This window comes from Neobacillus sp. B24, assembly GCF_055381825.1.
In genome coordinates this window covers 3782196-3799293 of the sequence record NZ_AP035777.1, presented here as the reverse complement: position 1 = coordinate 3799293, position 17098 = coordinate 3782196, and the positions used below count along the sequence as shown (strand labels likewise).

Sequence of the window (17098 nt, the reverse complement as noted above, 5' to 3'; positions counted from 1 at the left end):
CTATTTATTTTTCACCCTCTTTTTCTTATAAGAATATTTTACAACAGAACATAAGCTTCTGTTGTTTTTTTTATAATCTTTTGTCAGAAAAATATGATAAACTTTAAACGTACAAAAAGGGGGGAATTCCATGAACGCAACACAATTGGAAAAGGAATTTTTAGAGTATGTGAGAAAGATGAGGGCCTATCATGAGGCGCTCGGGTTAATTTATTGGGATATGCGGACAGGCGCCCCTAAGGCGGGAATAGACCAGCGGTCGGAAGTAATCGGAATGTTGTCCTCGGAAGTGTTTAAAATGTCAACTTCAGAAGAAATGGCCGCTTACATAGCCAATTTATCAAAACTCGATTTATCTGAAATCTCGAAAAAGACACTTGAAGAATGCAGAAAGGAATATGAGCGGAATAAAAAAATTCCGGCTGAGGAATATAAAGAATTTGTTGTTCTGCAATCAAAGGCTGAGAGTGTTTGGGAGGAGGCTAAAAACAAGGCTGATTTCGACCTGTTTAGGCCTTATCTCGAAAAACTCGTGGACTATACGAAGAAATTTATCCAGTACTGGGGAGTCGATCACGTCAATAATACCTATGATGTATTGTTAGATATGTATGAACCTGGTGTCACAGTAGAAGTATTGGACCAGGTTTTTGGGCAATTAAAAGAAAAGATTGTTCCATTAGTTAAGCAAATATCCGGTTCTGCCCATAAGCCGGAAACACAGTTTCTTTTCAAACCATTTTCAAAAGAAAAACAGCGCGAATTTAGTTTAAAGATTTTGGCGCAAATGGGCTATGACTTCAATTCAGGCAGGCTGGATGAAACCGTGCACCCCTTTGCCATTGGCTTAAATCCCGGTGATGTTCGGGTAACGACAAATTATGATGAATCCGATTTCCGCACGGCCGTTTTTGGCACCATCCATGAGGGAGGCCATGCACTTTACGAACAGAACATATCCAAAGAGCTAATTGGTACACCTCTCTGCGATGGGACTTCAATGGGGATTCATGAATCACAATCCCTGTTCTACGAAAATATTGTCGGAAGAAGCCTATCATTTTGGAAACAAAACTACGGGCTGCTCAAACAATATGCAGATGACCAGTTTGATAATGTAGGAATAGAGGATTTTTACCGGGCGATTAATGAATCAAAACCTTCGTTTATACGAATAGAAGCAGATGAATTGACCTATCCGCTGCATATTATGATTCGCTATGAAATTGAAAAGAAACTATTTAATGATGAAATCAAGGTTGCTGATCTTCCGGCAATCTGGAATGACATGTATGAAGAGTATTTAGGGATCCGTCCTGAAAATGATGCACAAGGTGTCCTTCAGGACGTGCATTGGGCAGGAGCAAGCTTTGGCTATTTTCCATCCTATGCTTTGGGGTATATGTATGCGGCGCAATTTAAGCATGCGATGTTGAAGGATCTGCCAAATTATGAGCAACTGTTAGAAACTGGTGACTTGCTGCCAATCAAAGAATGGCTTACCCAAAATATTCACCAATATGGAAAGCTAAAAAAGCCGCTTGAAATTCTCCATGATGTTACTGGTGAAGGTTTGAATGCCGAGTATTTAATTCATTACCTTTATGAGAAATTTGGAAAGGTCTATCGGTTAAATTGATTAAAATTCTGCCAGTTGTTTTTATTACCATTAGCGCAGCATTATGGGGGATTATCGCGATTTTTGTCCGGAAGCTTGGTGATATTGGCTTTACATCGATGGAGATTGTTACCATAAGAGTAGTAATTGCCGCTGTTTTATTGGGGATAATCGGCTTGGTGAAATATCGGCCGCAGCTGCGCATAAGTTATAAGGATATTAGGCTGTTCATTGGAACAGGCATTCTGAGCATTGTTTTATTCAATTGGTGCTATTTTACCGCTGTTGGAACAATGAACTTGTCAATGGCAGTTATCTTATTGTATACATCTCCTGCGTTTGTTGCGGTTTTATCGTTTATTTTTCTGAAGGAAAAAATGACCGGGGTAAAAGCCGCATCCGTAATTGGTACCATACTTGGCTGCATCTTAATTGCCGGGGTTAGTCAGACTGATACTGCCTCATTGACTACAGTTGGTATTATTACGGGTCTTGCAGCAGGATTCGGCTATGCCTTATATAGTATTTTTGGCAAATTTGCACTGGCAAAGTATCCGCCATTTACGGTTACTTTCTACACGTTTTTAATTGCGGCGATTACACTGCTGCCAGTGTCAGGGGTATGGAAAAAAGGTGATGATTTAATTTCCAGTGATGTCTTGTTATATGGCGGGGGATTGGCCCTTTTTCCGACGGTTATCGCCTTTTTACTATATACAAAAGGACTTGAGAGAATTGAATCCAGCAAGGCAGCAGTAATAGCAACGGTTGAACCGGTTGTAGCGACATTATTGAGTGTGTTTCTTTACAAGGAAAGCTTCGGACTAATCCAAGCGATCGGTTCCACTATCATTTTACTATCAGTAACGATCATTAATATTCCAAGACAGAAAAAGGCTTCAATCGAATTCGATTGAAGCCTTTTTTAAATATTATTATTGTCTAGCTTCAGCGCCTAGCCAGTTTTCATCCCCGAATAGGCTTCCTTGAGTATCTTGCGAGAAGCGTTAGCTTTGAGCAGCTCGAGGTCTTAAGCCGTCCCCCTCCGGAGGGCAGGCCCGTCCTGCGGGGTACGTCTTAAGCTTGTCGGGGCTGACCACGGCGCTTCCGCTTTTCGTTTTACCAAGTCTTAAATCCTTTAGATCCTGGAGGTGCATTTTGAATAATATCGATAAATGGAATAGTGTAAGCGAACAGAATTAAAGCTGCAGTAATTCCAAGCCATAATTTCCAGTTTTCGAATACCATTGGAGCTTTTTCTTGCAGATTTTCAGCCTCGCCAACAGGGAATTCTTCTTCACCTTTTGGAGCGAAGAATGCCAGGTTGATAAAGATAATTAGAACTAAAATGATACCAAGGAACAGAATGGTACCGCCAACAGCCTGGGCAATTTGATATGGAATCCAATCAAGTGCCTGCTGTGAATCTCCATAGGTGGAGAATGCCGAACGACGTGGGCCGCCAAGAAGACCTTGGAAGTGCATTGCACCTGACATGAACGCCATGCCGATAAACCAAACCCATGCTTGGATAATTCCTAGTTTGTTCATTGTTTTCGTTAACTTACGTCCTGTTAAGTGAGGAACCAGCCAATATGAGATTCCAAAGAACGTTAAGACAACAGAAGTTGCCGCTGTTAAATGGAAGTGTCCAGTTACCCAAATTGTATTATGAACCACTTGGTCCATTTGGTTGGATGCATTGATAATACCGCCTGCACCAGCAGGAATGAACGAAGCCATCCCGATAAATGGAACGATGAAACGCGCGTCATTCCAAGGAAGAACCTTAAACCAGCCAAACAGGCCTGTTGCACCTTTCGATCTGCCGTATCTTTCAAAGGTAGCAAACAATGAGAATGCTGTCATTAAAGATGGAATAACCACCATAAATGTTAGGATGACTTGGAAAAACTTCCATGCTGGATCAATTCCTGGCTCGGTTAACTGGTGGTGGAAACCAACCGGAATCGAGAAGAGCAAGAATAAAATAAATGATAGACGAGCAAGTGAATCAGAGAAAATTTTACCACCGATAATTTTTGGAATGATGGCATACCAGCACATATACGCTGGAAGTAACCAGAAATAAACTAATGGGTGACCGAAATACCAGAATAAAGTCCGGCTTACGAGTACATCGACAGTATCAACAATGCCAAGTGACCAAGGAAGCAGCTGGAATAATACAGTTGCCGCAACGCCTAAAGTTGCTACAATCCACATTACCGTATTGATAACAGCCATGAAGCTTAATAGTGGGCTTGGCTTCCCTGGGTTATTCTTGCGCCATTTTGCGTATGTCATAATTTGTGCCGCACCGTCAACCCAGCTGCCGACAACGACAAATGTCAAACCTAAATAGAAAATCCAGTGTGCTTTAAGCGGTGCATAGAATGTGTATAGAACTGATGCTTCATTTAATAGAATCATCGTCCCCGCCATTAGCGTACCGGCAGTCATTAACCAAAATCCAATCCAGCCAGTGCGTCTTGCAGCAGGAGAATGAGTACCAGCAGTTCTTGAAACGGCTGCATATTGAAAACCCATAATAAAGAATGTTGTCAAAACGAGTCCCATCAAAACGCCGTGGGCTGTTAGAATTTGATAATAGCCAATACCCCATGGCAGTTCAAATTTTCCGGAACGGACCAGGGTTTGCAGAAGACCCATTAAGCCCCCAAGCGCAAGGGCACCAAATGCTACAAAAAAGTGTGCCATAGAAAGTTTCGCATCACGCGGGTCAACCTTTACTTTTGCTGAATAATTGTTCATCATTATTTTACCACCTCAATCTTCGAGAACATTAAGTGGTGTCCAGAACCACAGTATTCATTACAAACGATTAAGTATTCTCCGGCTTTGTCAAAAGTAGTCGTATATTCGCTAATGTAGCCAGGCTCAAGCATCATATTAATATTTGTCCCAGCTACTTCAAAACCATGGACGACGTCTTTTGTAGTAGCCATTACCTTAACCTTTGCTCCAAGCGGCACTTCGACTTGTGCAGGCTGATAAGAGAATGCAGATGCTACATAAACTAACTCATAATCCCATTCTTTCCCTTCAACCTTATGTAGTCCGGGTTTATCGAATGGCTTTGTTGTATCCACCTTTTCAGGATCAATTGTCGTTAAACAGCTTGCCGGCTTGTTACCTAAATAGAAGGCGCTTACCCCAACCACTGTCAGGAAAATGACTAAGCAGCTGACACCGAAAATCAGCCAAATTTTTTCAAATTTATGCATATGCATAATGTTTTCCCCCTTCAAAAATTAAAAACGATCTACAAATAGATAGAAGACACTTACCCATGAAACGATAATAAAAAGTCCTAGAAAGAAAACAGATGCCAATGTCCCCTTTAATGAGGAACTGTCTTCGACCTGTGTTTGTTGTTTTGTCTTTAGTTCCGCCTTCACCATCCCCTTACACCCCTTTCAAAATTTAGAAGAAATTAAATAAGTTCTCTTTCATAATACAAAACAATTGTGAATTAAAAATATGAAATTTAGGAGTTCACAAAATGTTCATTCCTTAGGTATCTACTATGTTAATGTTAAAAACTTGATGTAACAGTGATTTAAATCACAAATGCATCCCGTTAATTGTGAATAAAGTGTGAACAATCACATGTACCGTGTGATTTATGTAATTGATAATTCTTTCACAAACTGAAATAATACCAGCCATCGCCCGCTCGTTTCGTCACCATTTGAAAAAAACAGAAATATGATAAACCAAATATTCTATTTTGGCTGGAAGCGGTGGAATAAATGGAGAAATATTATTGTGAACAATGCCGTCTAATATATAACAAGAAAGAGATTTGTAAAGTATGCGGCAGCCTGGCAGGCAATAAAATTCAAATAGAGGTTCAAAAGCAGTCTGAAAAATGACCACATTACAATTTAGACTTCGTCTAAAATTGGAAATGTTTACGTAATGAAGGGATTTCATTTTCGAGATATAATAAAAAAGCACAGCAACAACAACCTTCAAAACGTTGGCTTCTCCAGACTGGGGGAGCTTTTTTTTGTTTGAATATATTGGGATATTTATCCGTGTGTTGGAAAAAATACCAGTACCTTATGTATTAGGAGAATGACAATGCCTTCAATTATTTCCGTAGCAGAGGTACTTCCACCATATGAAATCAAACAGGATCAGGTATGTGAATTTGCCAGAAACCTGTTTGCCGAATCTTTTAAAGATATTGATCGGTTATTACAGGCTTTTCCTAACGGTCAAATTGAAAAGAGGCATTTTGTAAAAGAAATTGATTGGTACCAGGTTGAACATACCTTTGAAGAAAAAAATGATGCCTTTATTGAGAGTGCTGTAACTCTTGGCAAGGAGGCCATTACAAAATGCTTACAAGATGGTCACTTTCTAAAAAAAACGGTTCCCTGCAAGGAAATCGAAGCCATCTTCTTTATTACCTCAACAGGAATTGCGACACCTAGTATTGAAGCCAGAATCATGAATCAATTACCGTTTAATCAACATACGAAACGAATACCGATTTGGGGACTGGGGTGTGCCGGAGGTGCCGCCGGATTATCGAGAGCGGCAGAGTATTGTATGGCGTTCCCGAAGTCCAAGGTGCTGGTACTATCTGTTGAACTATGCAGTTTGACTTTTCAACGAAATGACACCTCAAAAAGTAATTTAATTGGGACTTCCTTGTTTGCAGACGGGGTTGCCTGCGCATTAGTCTGTGGCGATTCAAGCAATATTGATGACTACCGCAGAAAACCTACTACACCATCAATCGTTGCGACCGACTCGACCCTCATGCCGGATTCACTTGATGTGATGGGCTGGGATGTTAAAAATGACGGGTTATATGTAGTGTTCTCCAGGGACATTCCGCAAATTATCCAAAATTGGCTTAAGCCGGTGATTACTTCATTTTTAAAGCATAAGCGACTTGATTTGGAGAAAGTCGATTATTTAATTGCCCATCCCGGCGGAAAAAAAGTATTAGAGGCCTACCGGAAAGTAATGGACCTTCCTGAGGCCATGACTGAAACATCCTCGGAGGTGTTAAGACAGTTTGGCAATATGTCTTCGGCGACAATTCTTTACGTGTTAAGGCGTGTGATGAAATTGGATATTCCCCGTGGTTCATACGGGCTTTGTACGGCGTTAGGTCCGGGGTTCAGTTCGGAGCTTTTGCTGTTGAGGTGGTTTGAATGAACGACTTTCTTTCTTTTTCATATTTGTTTGGTTTTGTATTATGTCAGCGAATGGTTGAGCTGTTGATTGCAAAAAAGAATGAAACGTGGATGAAGCGGCAGGGGGCAATTGAGTTTGGCACGATACACTATCGATTTATGGTCCTAATACATATGCTGTTTTTGATTTGTTTCGTCCTTGAGGTATTAGTTTTTAAACATGGGTTGTCACCGATATGGCCTGTCTTATTAACTGGTTTTGTTTTAACCCAGGTTCTGAGAATTTGGGTTATTGGATCACTCGGGCGATATTGGAATACTAAAATCATTGTCCTGCCGAATGCTGCCGTGGTTCGCAAGGGTCCTTACCGATATATCAAGCATCCAAACTATCTGGTTGTTTCTATAGAAATAGTAGTGATCCCTCTGCTTTACAATGCGTATTATACGGCTCTTTTTTTTACCGTTTTAAACCTTATTATGTTAGCGGTTCGCATTCCCAAGGAAGAACAAGCGCTCGGAAGTGTTACAGAATATAATGGTGCCTTTCAGGACTGTCCAAGGTTAATCCCAAAGATTGTTAAATAATTTTGTCAATTACCATTATCTTATTGAAAATAATTCTCACCTATGTTAATATTCACTTAACGATGAAAATCATTCTCAACAAGGATGGTGTTACATATGGCATATGCCTTCGTTGGCGGAACAATTATCATTTATGCATTTGTCATGAAGCACGTATTAAAAAATGTTACCCATTAATCATAATTTGTAGCCAGGGATAAACCCCCTGGCTTTTTTGTATTTAAAAGAGTGTAAAGATAGGAAAAGTTTGAATTATCGTATAAAATAAAACTATTATTACGATGCTAAGGGGAATTTGTTTAAATGGTACAAACAGCTTATCAACATGAGACGATTCAAACCTTAAAACAAAAAATAGTTTCAGTATATAACTATTTTATCGGCCAAGGGGATGAACAAAACGCCGAAAAACTGAAACAGCTGGCGAAAAAGCTGGAGAACAGTGAATTTGCAATCGCTTTTTGCGGACATTTTTCTGCAGGGAAATCAACAATGATTAATCAGGTCATAGGGGAAAAATTACTGCCGTCAAGTCCGATTCCAACTAGCGCAAACTTGGTAAAAGTCAAAACTGGCGATGATTATGCCAAAGTGTTTTTCAAAAACGAAAAGCCGCGGCTATATTTAGCCCCTTACGATTATGATTTGGTCAAAAATTATTGCAAAGATGGGGACCAAATACAGGAAATTGAAATTAGTCACAGTGACTCGCATTTGCCTCACAATACGGTAATTATGGATACACCGGGGATTGATTCTGCTGACGATGCCCACCGAATTGCCACTGAATCGGCAATTCATTTGGCCGATTTAATCTTTTATGTAATGGATTATAACCATGTTCAAGCCGAGCTTAATTTTTTATTTACAAAAGAGCTGACTCAAGCGGGTAAGGATGTATATTTGGTCATCAACCAAATTGATAAACATAAGGATGATGAGCTGAGTTTTCTGGCCTTTCAAAGAAGCGTTATGGAATCATTTGCGTCGTGGGGGGTTAAACCGGCAAGAATTTTTTATACATCCTTGAAGCATGAAGATCACCCTCATAATCAATATAAAGAGCTTAGAAGATTTATTGCTGACAAATTGGCTGCAAAGGACCAATTGATTATCCCGTCAGTCTATCAGTCACTAAAAAAACTTACGCAAGACCATCTTAACCAGGCTGAAAAGTGGGAAGCGGAGCAGCTTATGCCAGCCACTGAGATCCTTGATGAAATATCAGAAGCGGAGAAATCTACTCTGCTTGAGTCCTATCAGAGGATTACCAATAAGATACAGGCCCTAAAGGGTGGAACAGAAGAACAGGAAAAAGCTTTTGATAACGAAGTGGCACAATTGCTAAAGAATGCCTATTTAATGCCCTTCGGGACAAGAGAATTAGCTGAACGTTATTTGGAATCCTGCCAGCCGGGATTTAAGGTCGGCTTTCTATTCTCCAAGCAAAAGACAGTGGAGGAAAGGAATGCAAGACTGGAACACTTTTATCAGGATATCCTTGAAAAAACCAAGTCCCAGCTCGAGTGGCATGTTCGCGAGTTTCTGCTTCGCACATTAAAGGAGCGCGAGCTAGACCAAGGAGAACTGCTTGTAGCAGCCCAGTCTTATTCTATATCTGTATCCAAGGATGTGCTTATAAAAGCAGTGAAATCCGGTGCTCTGCTTTCCGGAGAATATTTACTTCATTATACGGATGATGTTGCTAATGAAATTAAGAAAATTGCAAGGAATTCACTGAATGAATTTAAATCAAAATACATGCACGCCTTAAAGGAGCAAACAACCAAACAGACACATCAGAATGAAAGTGAATACCAAAAACTGGGCAGATATGTAACAGCGCTTGCCCAGGTGCAAAAGTTTAAAGAAGTCATGTCAGATAAACAAAATGCGATTACTGAACTGTTAAATCAACAAGGAAGTCTAACGGACCAACATCATTCTCTGTTTGCCCAGGAGGAGGAAGAGTTTGATGTAATAAAATCCGAGTTAGTGCCTGACACCGATACTAATATTTCTACTAATAGTAATAAAGAGCAGGTAACCAAGGCGGCAAGTTATGTGCAGGAAGGCCAAGTGACAGACTCTATTAATGGGACTGGAGATCACTTGAAGCGAACGATAGAGAGGCTCCATCATACTTCGAGACTATTTAGGGATTTGCCCGGCTTCCAGAAGATAGGCCATGAGTTGGTTGAAAAGGCAGGAAGGCTGGAAAACAAAGGTTTTACCGTCGCGTTGTTTGGTGCATTTAGTGCCGGGAAATCTTCTTTCGCCAATGCCCTAATTGGTGAGAAGGTATTGCCGGTCTCCCCAAATCCGACCACAGCAGCGATCAATAAAATAAAGCCGGTCACCGATGAAAATCAGCATGGAACCGTCCTTGTTAAATTCAAAGAAAAACAGGCAATGCTTGACGATATCAATCGGTCGCTCAGGGTTTTTGAACTGCATGCCAATGACTTTGCAGAGGCTTCCAAGCAAATTGACAAGATTATGCTGCAACAAGGACAGGAAGGTGTCTTGGAGAAAACCCATTATGCTTTTTTACAGGCATTTAGTAAGGGCTGCAATAGGTTTGTGGATCAGCTTGGAACGGTAAAAGCAACTGATTTAACTGAGTTTCATGAATTTGTTGCCCACGAAGAAAAGTCCTGTTTTGTCGAATGGATCGAGCTTTATTATGATTGTGAGTTAACTAGAAAAGGGATAACTCTTGTTGATACTCCTGGGGCTGATTCAATTAACGCCCGTCACACTGGTGTTGCTTTTGATTATATTAAAAACTCAGATGCCATCCTGTTTGTAACCTATTACAATCATGCCTTTTCCAAGGCTGACCGAGAATTTTTAATTCAGCTTGGCAGGGTGAAAGAATCATTTCAAATGGATAAGATGTTCTTTATTATTAATGCGATTGATCTTGCTGAAGATGAAGCGGAAAAGCATTCAGTTATGGAATATGTTACCGAGCAGCTTGTAAAGTATGGGATCCGCAATCCGCATTTATATCCACTGTCTAGTTTGCTTGGTTTACAGGAAAAAATGAACCAATTAGAAAGTCAGGGTTCTGGACTTGGCACATTTGAACAAGCTTTTTACCGTTTTATTGCTAAAGACCTAACAGAAATGGCGATAGAATCGGCCCAAACCGAACTGGAACGGGTGCGGCTATTGGTGAAAAAACTGATTCAAAGTTCGCAGGAAGACAAAAGTGTCAAAGAGCAAAAGCGGTTAGAACTGGAAAGGCAAAAAGCACTAGTTCAAGACCTATTTGTAAAACAAACGTCCGAGCCGCTTAAGACAAGGCTATTTCAGGAAGCGGATGAACTCATCTTTTACATTAAACAAAGAGTGTTTCTTCGATTTAACGATTTCTTCAAGGAGGCATTTAATCCATCCACACTTCGGGATGATGGGCGAAATTTAAAGAAAGCCCTGCAGGCCGCCCTTGATGAGTTTTTAGAAAGTTTAGGTTTTGATTTTGCTCAGGAAATGCGGGCCACAACAGTAAGGATCGACCGATTTATGGAAAAGGTCTTGGCGGATTTTCAAGCTTCCCAAATTCGGACACTAAATGAATTGAACCCAGACTTGTCATTTTCAAAATATGAAAAAGGAGCAAGCGGGGAAATTGATTTTCCATTAGCGTTTATTGGACTAGAACAGCAACTGTTCGCAAAAGCGAAGACCTATTTTAAAAACCCAAAGGCTTTCTTTGAAAAGAATGAAAAACAGTTGATGATTGATGAACTGCACCGTGTATTAACCACTCCTGCAGACAATTATTTGCAGATCGAAGGTGAAAGGCTGAAGCTTCATTATGCCGAACAGTTGAACAAAAATTTCAATCAGCTTGTAGAGTATATGAAGGGCGAGGCAGACGATCTTTATTTAAGTCTGATTGCGGCCTTGGAGGGTGGCGTTTCGTTAGAACGTTTACTGGAAATTTCACAGCAGCTTGAAAACTAATTTTCTGATTTGGGGGAGTTTTTCTTGAAATATGTAGTAGATAAACATTGGCTCAAGACACATTTGGATGATACCTCCGTTAAAATTGTCGATTGTCGTTTTTCCTTGGCTGACTCGGAAAAAGGCCGCAAAGAATATAACACAGGGCATTTGCCAGGGGCGATATTCTTTGATTTGGAAAAAGATTTGTCGAGCCCGGTCCAGGAGCACGGCGGCCGTCATCCTCTTCCAATTCTTGATGAATTTATTACGAAGCTGGAAGCTGCAGGTATCGATGAAACCAAGACAATTGTTGCCTATGATGGTGGTGAAGGTGCGTATGCAGCCCGTTTTTGGTGGCTGCTTCATTATCTGGGGCATGAACAGGTATTTGTTTTAAATGGCGGGTTTAGCCAATGGGCTGCTGCTGGTTTCCCGGTTACAACCGAATTACCATCCTATCAAAAAGTTAAATTTAACATATGTCTTAAACCTGAAGTTTCTGCCTCAATAGAAGAAGTGGAACAGGTTGCACAAGGTAATCGGGATGATATCGTTTTAATTGATTCACGTGAAGAAAAGCGTTACCTCGGTATGGAAGAACCCATCGATAAAAAAGCGGGACATATCCCTGGTGCCATCAATAAGCCGTGGATGTTAGGTCTTTCTGGGGGAGAATATAACTCAATCTCAGCCCAAAAGGAACGGTTTAAAGATATCAATCCGGAACATGAAATTATTGTATATTGCGGTTCTGGAGTGACAGCAACCCCAAATTTTTTAGCTTTAAAGGAAGCAGGGTTTAAGAATGTAAAGCTTTATCCAGGTAGTTTTAGCGACTGGATTTCGTATCCTGAAAATAAAGTAAATTAAGTTATGGGTCCTACTTATGGTATAATGGGAATCGTGTTGTTAAAAAACACTTTTTAGGAGGGTTCCATACATGACAAACCAACGACCTTCATTAATGCTGGTTGATGGTATGGCTCTGTTATTCCGAGCTTTTTATGCAACCGCGGTTAGCGGGCAGTTTATGATAAATTCAAAAGGGGTTCCTACTAACGGAATCCACGGTTTTATTAAACATATGTTTACAGCTGTTTCAACCTTTAATCCAACACACCTTGCCGTTTGTTGGGATATGGGCAGCAAAACGTTCCGTACTGAGCTGTTCCCAGATTATAAAGGGAATCGCGGCGAGGCGCCGGTTGAGTTAATTCCACAATTTGATCTGGTAAAAGAAGTGGTTGCTTCATTTGATATTCCCAATATTGGCATGGCAGGTTATGAAGCGGATGATTGTATCGGTACGATTGCCAATCAGGCAAAGGAGCTTGCTAACGTATCTATTTTAACGGGGGATCAGGATATCCTCCAGCTTCTTGATGATAGTATTTCGGTTATACTGCTTAAGAAGGGCTATGGAAATTATCTAGTGCATACACCGGAAACATTTTTCGAGGAAAAAGGAATTTCCCCGCGGCAGATGATTGATTTAAAGGCGCTTATGGGAGACAGTAGTGATAATTATCCCGGCGTCAAAGGAATTGGTGAAAAAACAGCACTTAAGCTGCTCCAGCAATACGAGCATGTTGAAGGGATTATTTCCAATCTTGATCAGTTATCAAAATCTCATAAAACAAAAATACAACAGGATTTGGACATGCTTCATTTATCCCGTAAGCTTGCTGAAATAAAATGTGATGTTCCGGTCAAATGCACCATGGAAGAAGCAGGATTAAGAATTGAAAAAGAAAAAGCATTGAACAAACTTCAGGAGCTGGAACTTCGAGGGATTCAACGGCTATTGCCCCTGGAAGAAGCATTCATTTCATAGAAAAGGGTTGTCTCATCTGAGGCACCCCTTTTTCATTACTAAATTTTTGTATTTGATTTTTTTGCCCGATTCTCCAGTTTGCTTTTTGGCTCTTCTGCAAATTCAGCATCCTGTCCGTAACCTTGCGGGTTAACACCCGGCGCTTTTGTACCGCGACTATTAGCTCCACTGCCTTTATTACTCATTGTGCTCACCTCCCCTATGGTAGTATTTCCTGTCCGCATAATAAAACACGAACTTTTGAACAATAAAGATAGAGGTGATGTCATGAACAAAGGTGTCTATTTAGCGCTTTTAAGTATTGGATTGGCACAGGGATTGAAGATTCCGATTCATTACGTAAAGAAAAGGGAATGGCGTCCGGACCTTTTCTTTGGAACGGGCGGAATGCCTAGTTCCCATTCAGCTGGAGTGTCGACGTTAACAACATATATTGCCTTAAGACGGGGACTGCCAACAATTGACTTTGCGTTGTCACTCGTTTACGGATTAATCGTAATGTACGATGCCCAAGGTGTGAGAAGACAGACTGGAGAATTGACGTTAAAGGTAAACTCAATGAATGAGCTTATGGAAAAAGTGCATAAAGAAGAATCATTGGAATTCAAAGAAAAATCACCAAAGAAGCTAAAGGAAATGCTTGGACATAAACCTGAAGAAGTCATTGGCGGTGCAATCCTTGGGGTTGCCATTGGTGTAATCGGTCATCTCTGCACAAAAAAAGATAGAAAATTGTCGAAATTTAAGTTAAGCTTTTAGAGGGATGTTTAAAGAAAGTTTGGAGAGGGTTGGTTGATTTAGTGCGAACGTTAGAGGATTATCTGCATCACTTAAGAGCGAAAGGTTTCTTATTTCAAGAGGATGCAATCGGGTTTATTTACTTCGGGAAACACTATACAAGTGCTGACGATGAACTGATTAAAACAGCCATTGAGCTGACCTTAAAGGCACAGAAAAGCTTTGACGGCAGCTTTTATGTTTCGTTGCTGGAGACATTTACCAAGCATCAACTCAAAACTAGAAAAGATGCCATTGAATTTGTAAAAGAACATCAATTGCTCGCTATTTAAACAATGTAAAAACCCCCTAACACTTAGGGGGTTTATTCTAACTCGATTCCTTTTTCTTTTCTAAAAAAAAGAAGTTTCTTTGTAGGTAATTCAGCAAGTATCATTCCCATAAAAATTAACGCACAGCCAATAAAGGCAGTGTATGACAGACGTTCTCCAGCCCAAAAGTAGCCAGTAATCGCTGCAAAAACTGGTTCCATGGCGAAAATAAGTGCCACTCTGGTGGCTGATGTATATTTTTGGAAATTGGTCTGAATGAAAAAAGCAATCGCCGTTGCAAATACGCTCGTAATCACCAGGGCAACTATTACATCTTGGGATAATAAATTTTCAGCCCGAAAGGAGTCTTTCCAATCTTCAAATACAAATGATGATAGTGTGGAAAGTATAGCGACTGTTGCTATCTGAATGACTGTTAATAACAGGGTAGGATACCTGTTAGAGTATTTACCTGTAAAGATAATTTGTAGTGCAAAACTTATTGCACAAATGAAGACAAACCCATCTCCAATATTTAACCCTGTTACATCGGTCATTGTCAGAAAAAATAAACCGACTGTCGCGGTTATTACTCCAAACACGGCGTTTTTAGTGGGAAACTGTTTTAATAATATCATCGAAAATAACGGGACTAGAACCACACTAAGCCCAGTGATAAATCCTGCCTTTGAAGTAGTGGTATATAAAAGGCCGATCGTCTGTGTTACATAACCTAGAAACAACCAAAAACCGATCAGAACCCCGGCTGCAATAATTTTCCCATTTAGTTGAGTTAATTGTTTTTTATCGATAATAAGTAAACAGAAGAGCAGTAACAAGGCTGCAATTGAAAAGCGGACTCCGTTAAATGCAAACGGCGCCAAAAAATCAATGGCATTTTGAACCAAGACAAACGTGATTCCCCAAATTAATGTAACAAAAAGTAAGCTGATATCCGCAGTTAACGGTTTTTTCATGGTCTGTTTAAGCCCCCGACTTCAAAATGTTGTACACATATAATTGAAAGTTTATCACATATTAACGTTTTAGTGCATGAAAAAATTTTCACATACAAAATTGGATATCATAAAAGGAATATGTATATCTAGGGAATAATATTATTATCTATCATGAAATTTTCTGAAAGGCTGAGTAACAATGAAATATAGATTGGAATGGAAGCATAAATTAAAAAATAATGAAAGAGTACCATGTTCCTCCGATTGGGTGACTGGTGAAACAGCTGTTGTCATGGGGGATGAGCTAGAATCTTCAGGTAAAGCAAGTGATTTGTATTTCTACGATGAAAAAGGGACATCTTGGATATTAAAGGAAATGAAAAAGCTGTTAACCGAAATCGAGGAAGATCCTCACGATATCATTGTTTATTTTGATGGCGGCTTTCAAAAGGAAAGAAATCTGGCGGGTCTCGGGGCCGTTATCTTTTTCAATCAGGGCAAAAAGAAATACCGGCTGCGTGCCAACGAGCAATTTGATGAACTGGAAACAAACAATGAGGCTGAGTATGCGGCATTTTACTATGCGTTAAATCTATTAGAGGATATGGGTGTCCGTCATTTGTCATGTGAATTTAAGGGTGATTCTCAGGTTGTGTTAAAGCAACTCGAAGGTGAATGGCCGTGTTATGAAGATGTATTGAATCGCTGGCTTGACAGAATTGAGGAAAAGATGAAAGCTCTTGACCTTCATCCAAAATACACCGTCATTCCTCGTAAGGACAATAAAGAAGCGGATAAACTGGCGACCCAGGCACTTGAGGGAAAGGAGATTTTCGCCAAAACGATTATTCTATGAGGAACGGGGTGCACTATATCTGGAAAAGCGTACGGCAAGAAAAGAACTTTTTACGCAGGTCGAAAATATGATGAAGGAATACTGTGAAGGCTGCTTTGTTCATCAGCAATTGAAAAGGGATAAGGGTCGAAGAGCGGCACACCGATTTTGTATTACACAATGCACAGTTGGTGAAAAACTGCGTAATTTTGGAGAGAAGCTTCAATAAGTGAAAAAGGCTGACAATTGTCAGCCCTGGTTTTTTTATATTTAGGATTAAAGCTTAACTACGTTTGCAGCTTGAGGTCCACGGTTGCCTTCAACGATTTCGAAAGAAACTTCTTGACCTTCTTCTAATGCTTTGTAGCCGTCACCTTGGATTGCGCTGAAGTGTACGAATACATCGTCTCCGCCTTCAACTTCAATGAAACCAAAGCCTTTTTCATTGTTAAACCATTTTACTTTACCATTTTGCATGTACTTCTGCCTCCTAAGCCTTTCAGAACACCTGTAGTTGGTGCCAAAGATAAATATTATCATGTAATAAATGCTTTAGCGTATGCTTTTGTATTCGATTACATGATGCTTTAAATATACAATAATGATATTGGACAGTCAAGAAAGGCTGTAAAGCTTTTTTCTCCGCTTTTTTAATGTGATTTTTTCTTAATTAATCCAACATAAAACCTCCCTTCCTTCATATGTTTAATTAAATATCCTTTACATGTTGAGGTGGGGCTGCTTGTTTCGATTTTCGATCGAGGGCGGGGAATGGATATTAAGATTCTCTCCCAAGTTATCTATTGAGGACACAGAAAAACAGGCCATTTTACTTTCATTGCTGCATATTGGAGAAGATCTGGTCAAATTCCCCCATGGCAGCGCCTTTATTATGTTTACTAGGAAAATTGGGGCGATTGTTTTTGATGTAGAAAGAATTCCATCCCTTATCCTGACTGTATCGAATATTGTTCCGGAGGAAAATTGGTATAATCATAACTCTTGATAACTTTTTTAGAAATTAAAGTTTATTAATCCTTTCGGTCGATTATCGGGCTGGAGGGATTTTTTTTTTGCT

General features: G+C 40.0%; 18 protein-coding genes. 12 read left to right on the top strand and 6 right to left on the bottom strand.

Annotation, left to right across the window (positions count from 1 at the left end; all coding sequences use genetic code 11):
• Positions 1-130: 130 nt before the first annotated feature.
• Both ACZ43M_RS18710 and ACZ43M_RS18705 read left to right on the top strand, forming a co-directional pair.
• Complete coding sequence (locus ACZ43M_RS18710; RefSeq protein WP_464504032.1) at positions 131-1639, top strand: carboxypeptidase M32; 1509 nt, start codon at positions 131-133, stop codon at positions 1637-1639.
• The gene (locus ACZ43M_RS18705) at positions 1636-2535 is read left to right on the top strand and encodes a DMT family transporter (protein ID WP_464504031.1); all 900 of its coding nucleotides are present in this window, start codon (positions 1636-1638) and stop codon (positions 2533-2535) included. Before ACZ43M_RS18710 ends, ACZ43M_RS18705 begins: the two co-directional genes overlap by 4 nt.
• Positions 2536-2737: 202 nt before the next feature.
• Here ACZ43M_RS18705 and ACZ43M_RS18700 read toward each other — a convergent pair whose 3' ends face one another.
• The 3 genes from ACZ43M_RS18700 to ACZ43M_RS18690 are packed head-to-tail and all read right to left on the bottom strand — an operon-like array spanning position 2738 to position 5043.
• On the bottom strand, positions 2738-4393 hold the full coding sequence (locus tag ACZ43M_RS18700; protein WP_464508060.1) for a b(o/a)3-type cytochrome-c oxidase subunit 1: 1656 nt from the start codon (positions 4391-4393) through the stop codon (positions 2738-2740).
• Between the two features lie 2 nt (positions 4394-4395).
• Positions 4396-4872, bottom strand: a complete 477-nt coding sequence (locus ACZ43M_RS18695; protein WP_464504030.1) for a cytochrome c oxidase subunit II — start codon at positions 4870-4872, stop codon at positions 4396-4398.
• 21 nt (positions 4873-4893) lie between these two features.
• On the bottom strand, positions 4894-5043 hold the full coding sequence (locus ACZ43M_RS18690) for a cytochrome c oxidase subunit 2A (RefSeq protein ID WP_464504029.1): 150 nt from the start codon (positions 5041-5043) through the stop codon (positions 4894-4896).
• 685 nt (positions 5044-5728) lie between these two features.
• On the opposite strand from ACZ43M_RS18690, the gene ACZ43M_RS18685 reads away from it, so the two are divergent.
• From ACZ43M_RS18685 to ACZ43M_RS18665, 5 genes are all read left to right on the top strand, one after another.
• Positions 5729-6820 carry a type III polyketide synthase gene (locus tag ACZ43M_RS18685; RefSeq protein WP_464504028.1) on the top strand — a complete coding sequence of 364 codons (1092 nt, stop codon included), beginning with the start codon at positions 5729-5731 and terminating at the stop codon, positions 6818-6820.
• Entirely contained in the window at positions 6817-7386 is a 570-nt protein-coding gene (locus ACZ43M_RS18680; RefSeq protein WP_464504027.1) for an isoprenylcysteine carboxyl methyltransferase family protein, read from the top strand. The genes ACZ43M_RS18685 and ACZ43M_RS18680 overlap by 4 nt, the downstream gene beginning before the upstream one ends.
• 303 nt (positions 7387-7689) lie before the next feature.
• Positions 7690-11361 carry a dynamin family protein gene (locus ACZ43M_RS18675; RefSeq protein WP_464504026.1) on the top strand — a complete coding sequence of 1224 codons (3672 nt, stop codon included), beginning with the start codon at positions 7690-7692 and terminating at the stop codon, positions 11359-11361.
• 24 nt (positions 11362-11385) lie between these two features.
• Entirely contained in the window at positions 11386-12213 is an 828-nt protein-coding gene (locus tag ACZ43M_RS18670) for a sulfurtransferase (RefSeq protein WP_464504025.1), read from the top strand.
• Between the two features lie 70 nt (positions 12214-12283).
• Positions 12284-13177: a 5'-3' exonuclease gene (locus ACZ43M_RS18665; protein ID WP_464504024.1), complete on the top strand. Its 894-nt coding sequence runs from the start codon at positions 12284-12286 to the stop codon at positions 13175-13177.
• Positions 13178-13215: 38 nt separating this feature from the next.
• On the opposite strand, the gene sspL is transcribed toward ACZ43M_RS18665, so the two are convergent.
• The gene (gene sspL, locus ACZ43M_RS18660) at positions 13216-13362 is read right to left on the bottom strand and encodes a small, acid-soluble spore protein L (protein ID WP_464504023.1); all 147 of its coding nucleotides are present in this window, start codon (positions 13360-13362) and stop codon (positions 13216-13218) included.
• Positions 13363-13444: 82 nt separating this feature from the next.
• On the opposite strand from sspL, the gene ACZ43M_RS18655 reads away from it, so the two are divergent.
• Both ACZ43M_RS18655 and ACZ43M_RS18650 read left to right on the top strand, forming a co-directional pair.
• Positions 13445-13936 (top strand): divergent PAP2 family protein, encoded by a 492-nt coding sequence (locus ACZ43M_RS18655; RefSeq protein ID WP_464504022.1) that lies wholly within the window; start codon positions 13445-13447, stop codon positions 13934-13936.
• Positions 13937-13977: 41 nt separating this feature from the next.
• Positions 13978-14247 (top strand): DUF6123 family protein, encoded by a 270-nt coding sequence (locus ACZ43M_RS18650; protein ID WP_464508059.1) that lies wholly within the window; start codon positions 13978-13980, stop codon positions 14245-14247.
• A 32-nt stretch (positions 14248-14279) separates the two neighbouring features.
• On the opposite strand, the gene ACZ43M_RS18645 is transcribed toward ACZ43M_RS18650, so the two are convergent.
• Positions 14280-15203 (bottom strand): DMT family transporter, encoded by a 924-nt coding sequence (locus tag ACZ43M_RS18645; protein WP_464504021.1) that lies wholly within the window; start codon positions 15201-15203, stop codon positions 14280-14282.
• A gap of 181 nt (positions 15204-15384) precedes the next feature.
• Here ACZ43M_RS18645 and ACZ43M_RS18640 point away from each other — a divergent pair, with 181 nt between their 5' ends.
• Positions 15385-16041 (top strand): reverse transcriptase-like protein, encoded by a 657-nt coding sequence (locus tag ACZ43M_RS18640; RefSeq protein ID WP_464504020.1) that lies wholly within the window; start codon positions 15385-15387, stop codon positions 16039-16041.
• A complete protein-coding gene (locus tag ACZ43M_RS18635) occupies positions 15926-16249 on the top strand; it encodes a zinc-finger domain-containing protein (protein ID WP_464504019.1) in 324 nt (107 codons plus the stop codon). Before ACZ43M_RS18640 ends, ACZ43M_RS18635 begins: the two co-directional genes overlap by 116 nt.
• A 47-nt stretch (positions 16250-16296) precedes the next feature.
• Here the strand turns inward: ACZ43M_RS18635 and cspD are convergent, their stop codons facing one another.
• Positions 16297-16497 (bottom strand): cold-shock protein CspD, encoded by a 201-nt coding sequence (cspD, locus tag ACZ43M_RS18630; protein WP_464504018.1) that lies wholly within the window; start codon positions 16495-16497, stop codon positions 16297-16299.
• A 265-nt stretch (positions 16498-16762) separates the two neighbouring features.
• Here cspD and ACZ43M_RS18625 point away from each other — a divergent pair, with 265 nt between their 5' ends.
• Positions 16763-17026: a hypothetical protein gene (locus ACZ43M_RS18625; RefSeq protein WP_464504017.1), complete on the top strand. Its 264-nt coding sequence runs from the start codon at positions 16763-16765 to the stop codon at positions 17024-17026.
• Positions 17027-17098 lie beyond the last annotated feature (72 nt).

Excerpts from the sequence above, each read along its gene's own strand:
- sspL (WP_464504023.1), bottom strand. The coding sequence starts at position 13,362 with ATGAGTAATAAAGGCAGTGGAGCTAATAGTCGCGGTACAAAAGCGCCG.
- ACZ43M_RS18640 (WP_464504020.1), top strand. The coding sequence starts at position 15,385 with ATGAAATATAGATTGGAATGGAAGCATAAATTAAAAAATAATGAAAGA.
- ACZ43M_RS18700 (WP_464508060.1), bottom strand. The coding sequence starts at position 4,393 with ATGAACAATTATTCAGCAAAAGTAAAGGTTGACCCGCGTGATGCGAAA.
- ACZ43M_RS18690 (WP_464504029.1), bottom strand. The coding sequence starts at position 5,043 with ATGGTGAAGGCGGAACTAAAGACAAAACAACAAACACAGGTCGAAGAC.
- ACZ43M_RS18645 (WP_464504021.1), bottom strand. The coding sequence starts at position 15,203 with ATGAAAAAACCGTTAACTGCGGATATCAGCTTACTTTTTGTTACATTA.
- ACZ43M_RS18665 (WP_464504024.1), top strand. The coding sequence starts at position 12,284 with ATGACAAACCAACGACCTTCATTAATGCTGGTTGATGGTATGGCTCTG.
- ACZ43M_RS18655 (WP_464504022.1), top strand. The coding sequence starts at position 13,445 with ATGAACAAAGGTGTCTATTTAGCGCTTTTAAGTATTGGATTGGCACAG.
- ACZ43M_RS18710 (WP_464504032.1), top strand. The coding sequence starts at position 131 with ATGAACGCAACACAATTGGAAAAGGAATTTTTAGAGTATGTGAGAAAG.
- ACZ43M_RS18695 (WP_464504030.1), bottom strand. The coding sequence starts at position 4,872 with ATGCATATGCATAAATTTGAAAAAATTTGGCTGATTTTCGGTGTCAGC.
- ACZ43M_RS18685 (WP_464504028.1), top strand. The coding sequence starts at position 5,729 with ATGCCTTCAATTATTTCCGTAGCAGAGGTACTTCCACCATATGAAATC.
- ACZ43M_RS18680 (WP_464504027.1), top strand. The coding sequence starts at position 6,817 with ATGAACGACTTTCTTTCTTTTTCATATTTGTTTGGTTTTGTATTATGT.
- cspD (WP_464504018.1), bottom strand. The coding sequence starts at position 16,497 with ATGCAAAATGGTAAAGTAAAATGGTTTAACAATGAAAAAGGCTTTGGT.
- ACZ43M_RS18675 (WP_464504026.1), top strand. The coding sequence starts at position 7,690 with ATGGTACAAACAGCTTATCAACATGAGACGATTCAAACCTTAAAACAA.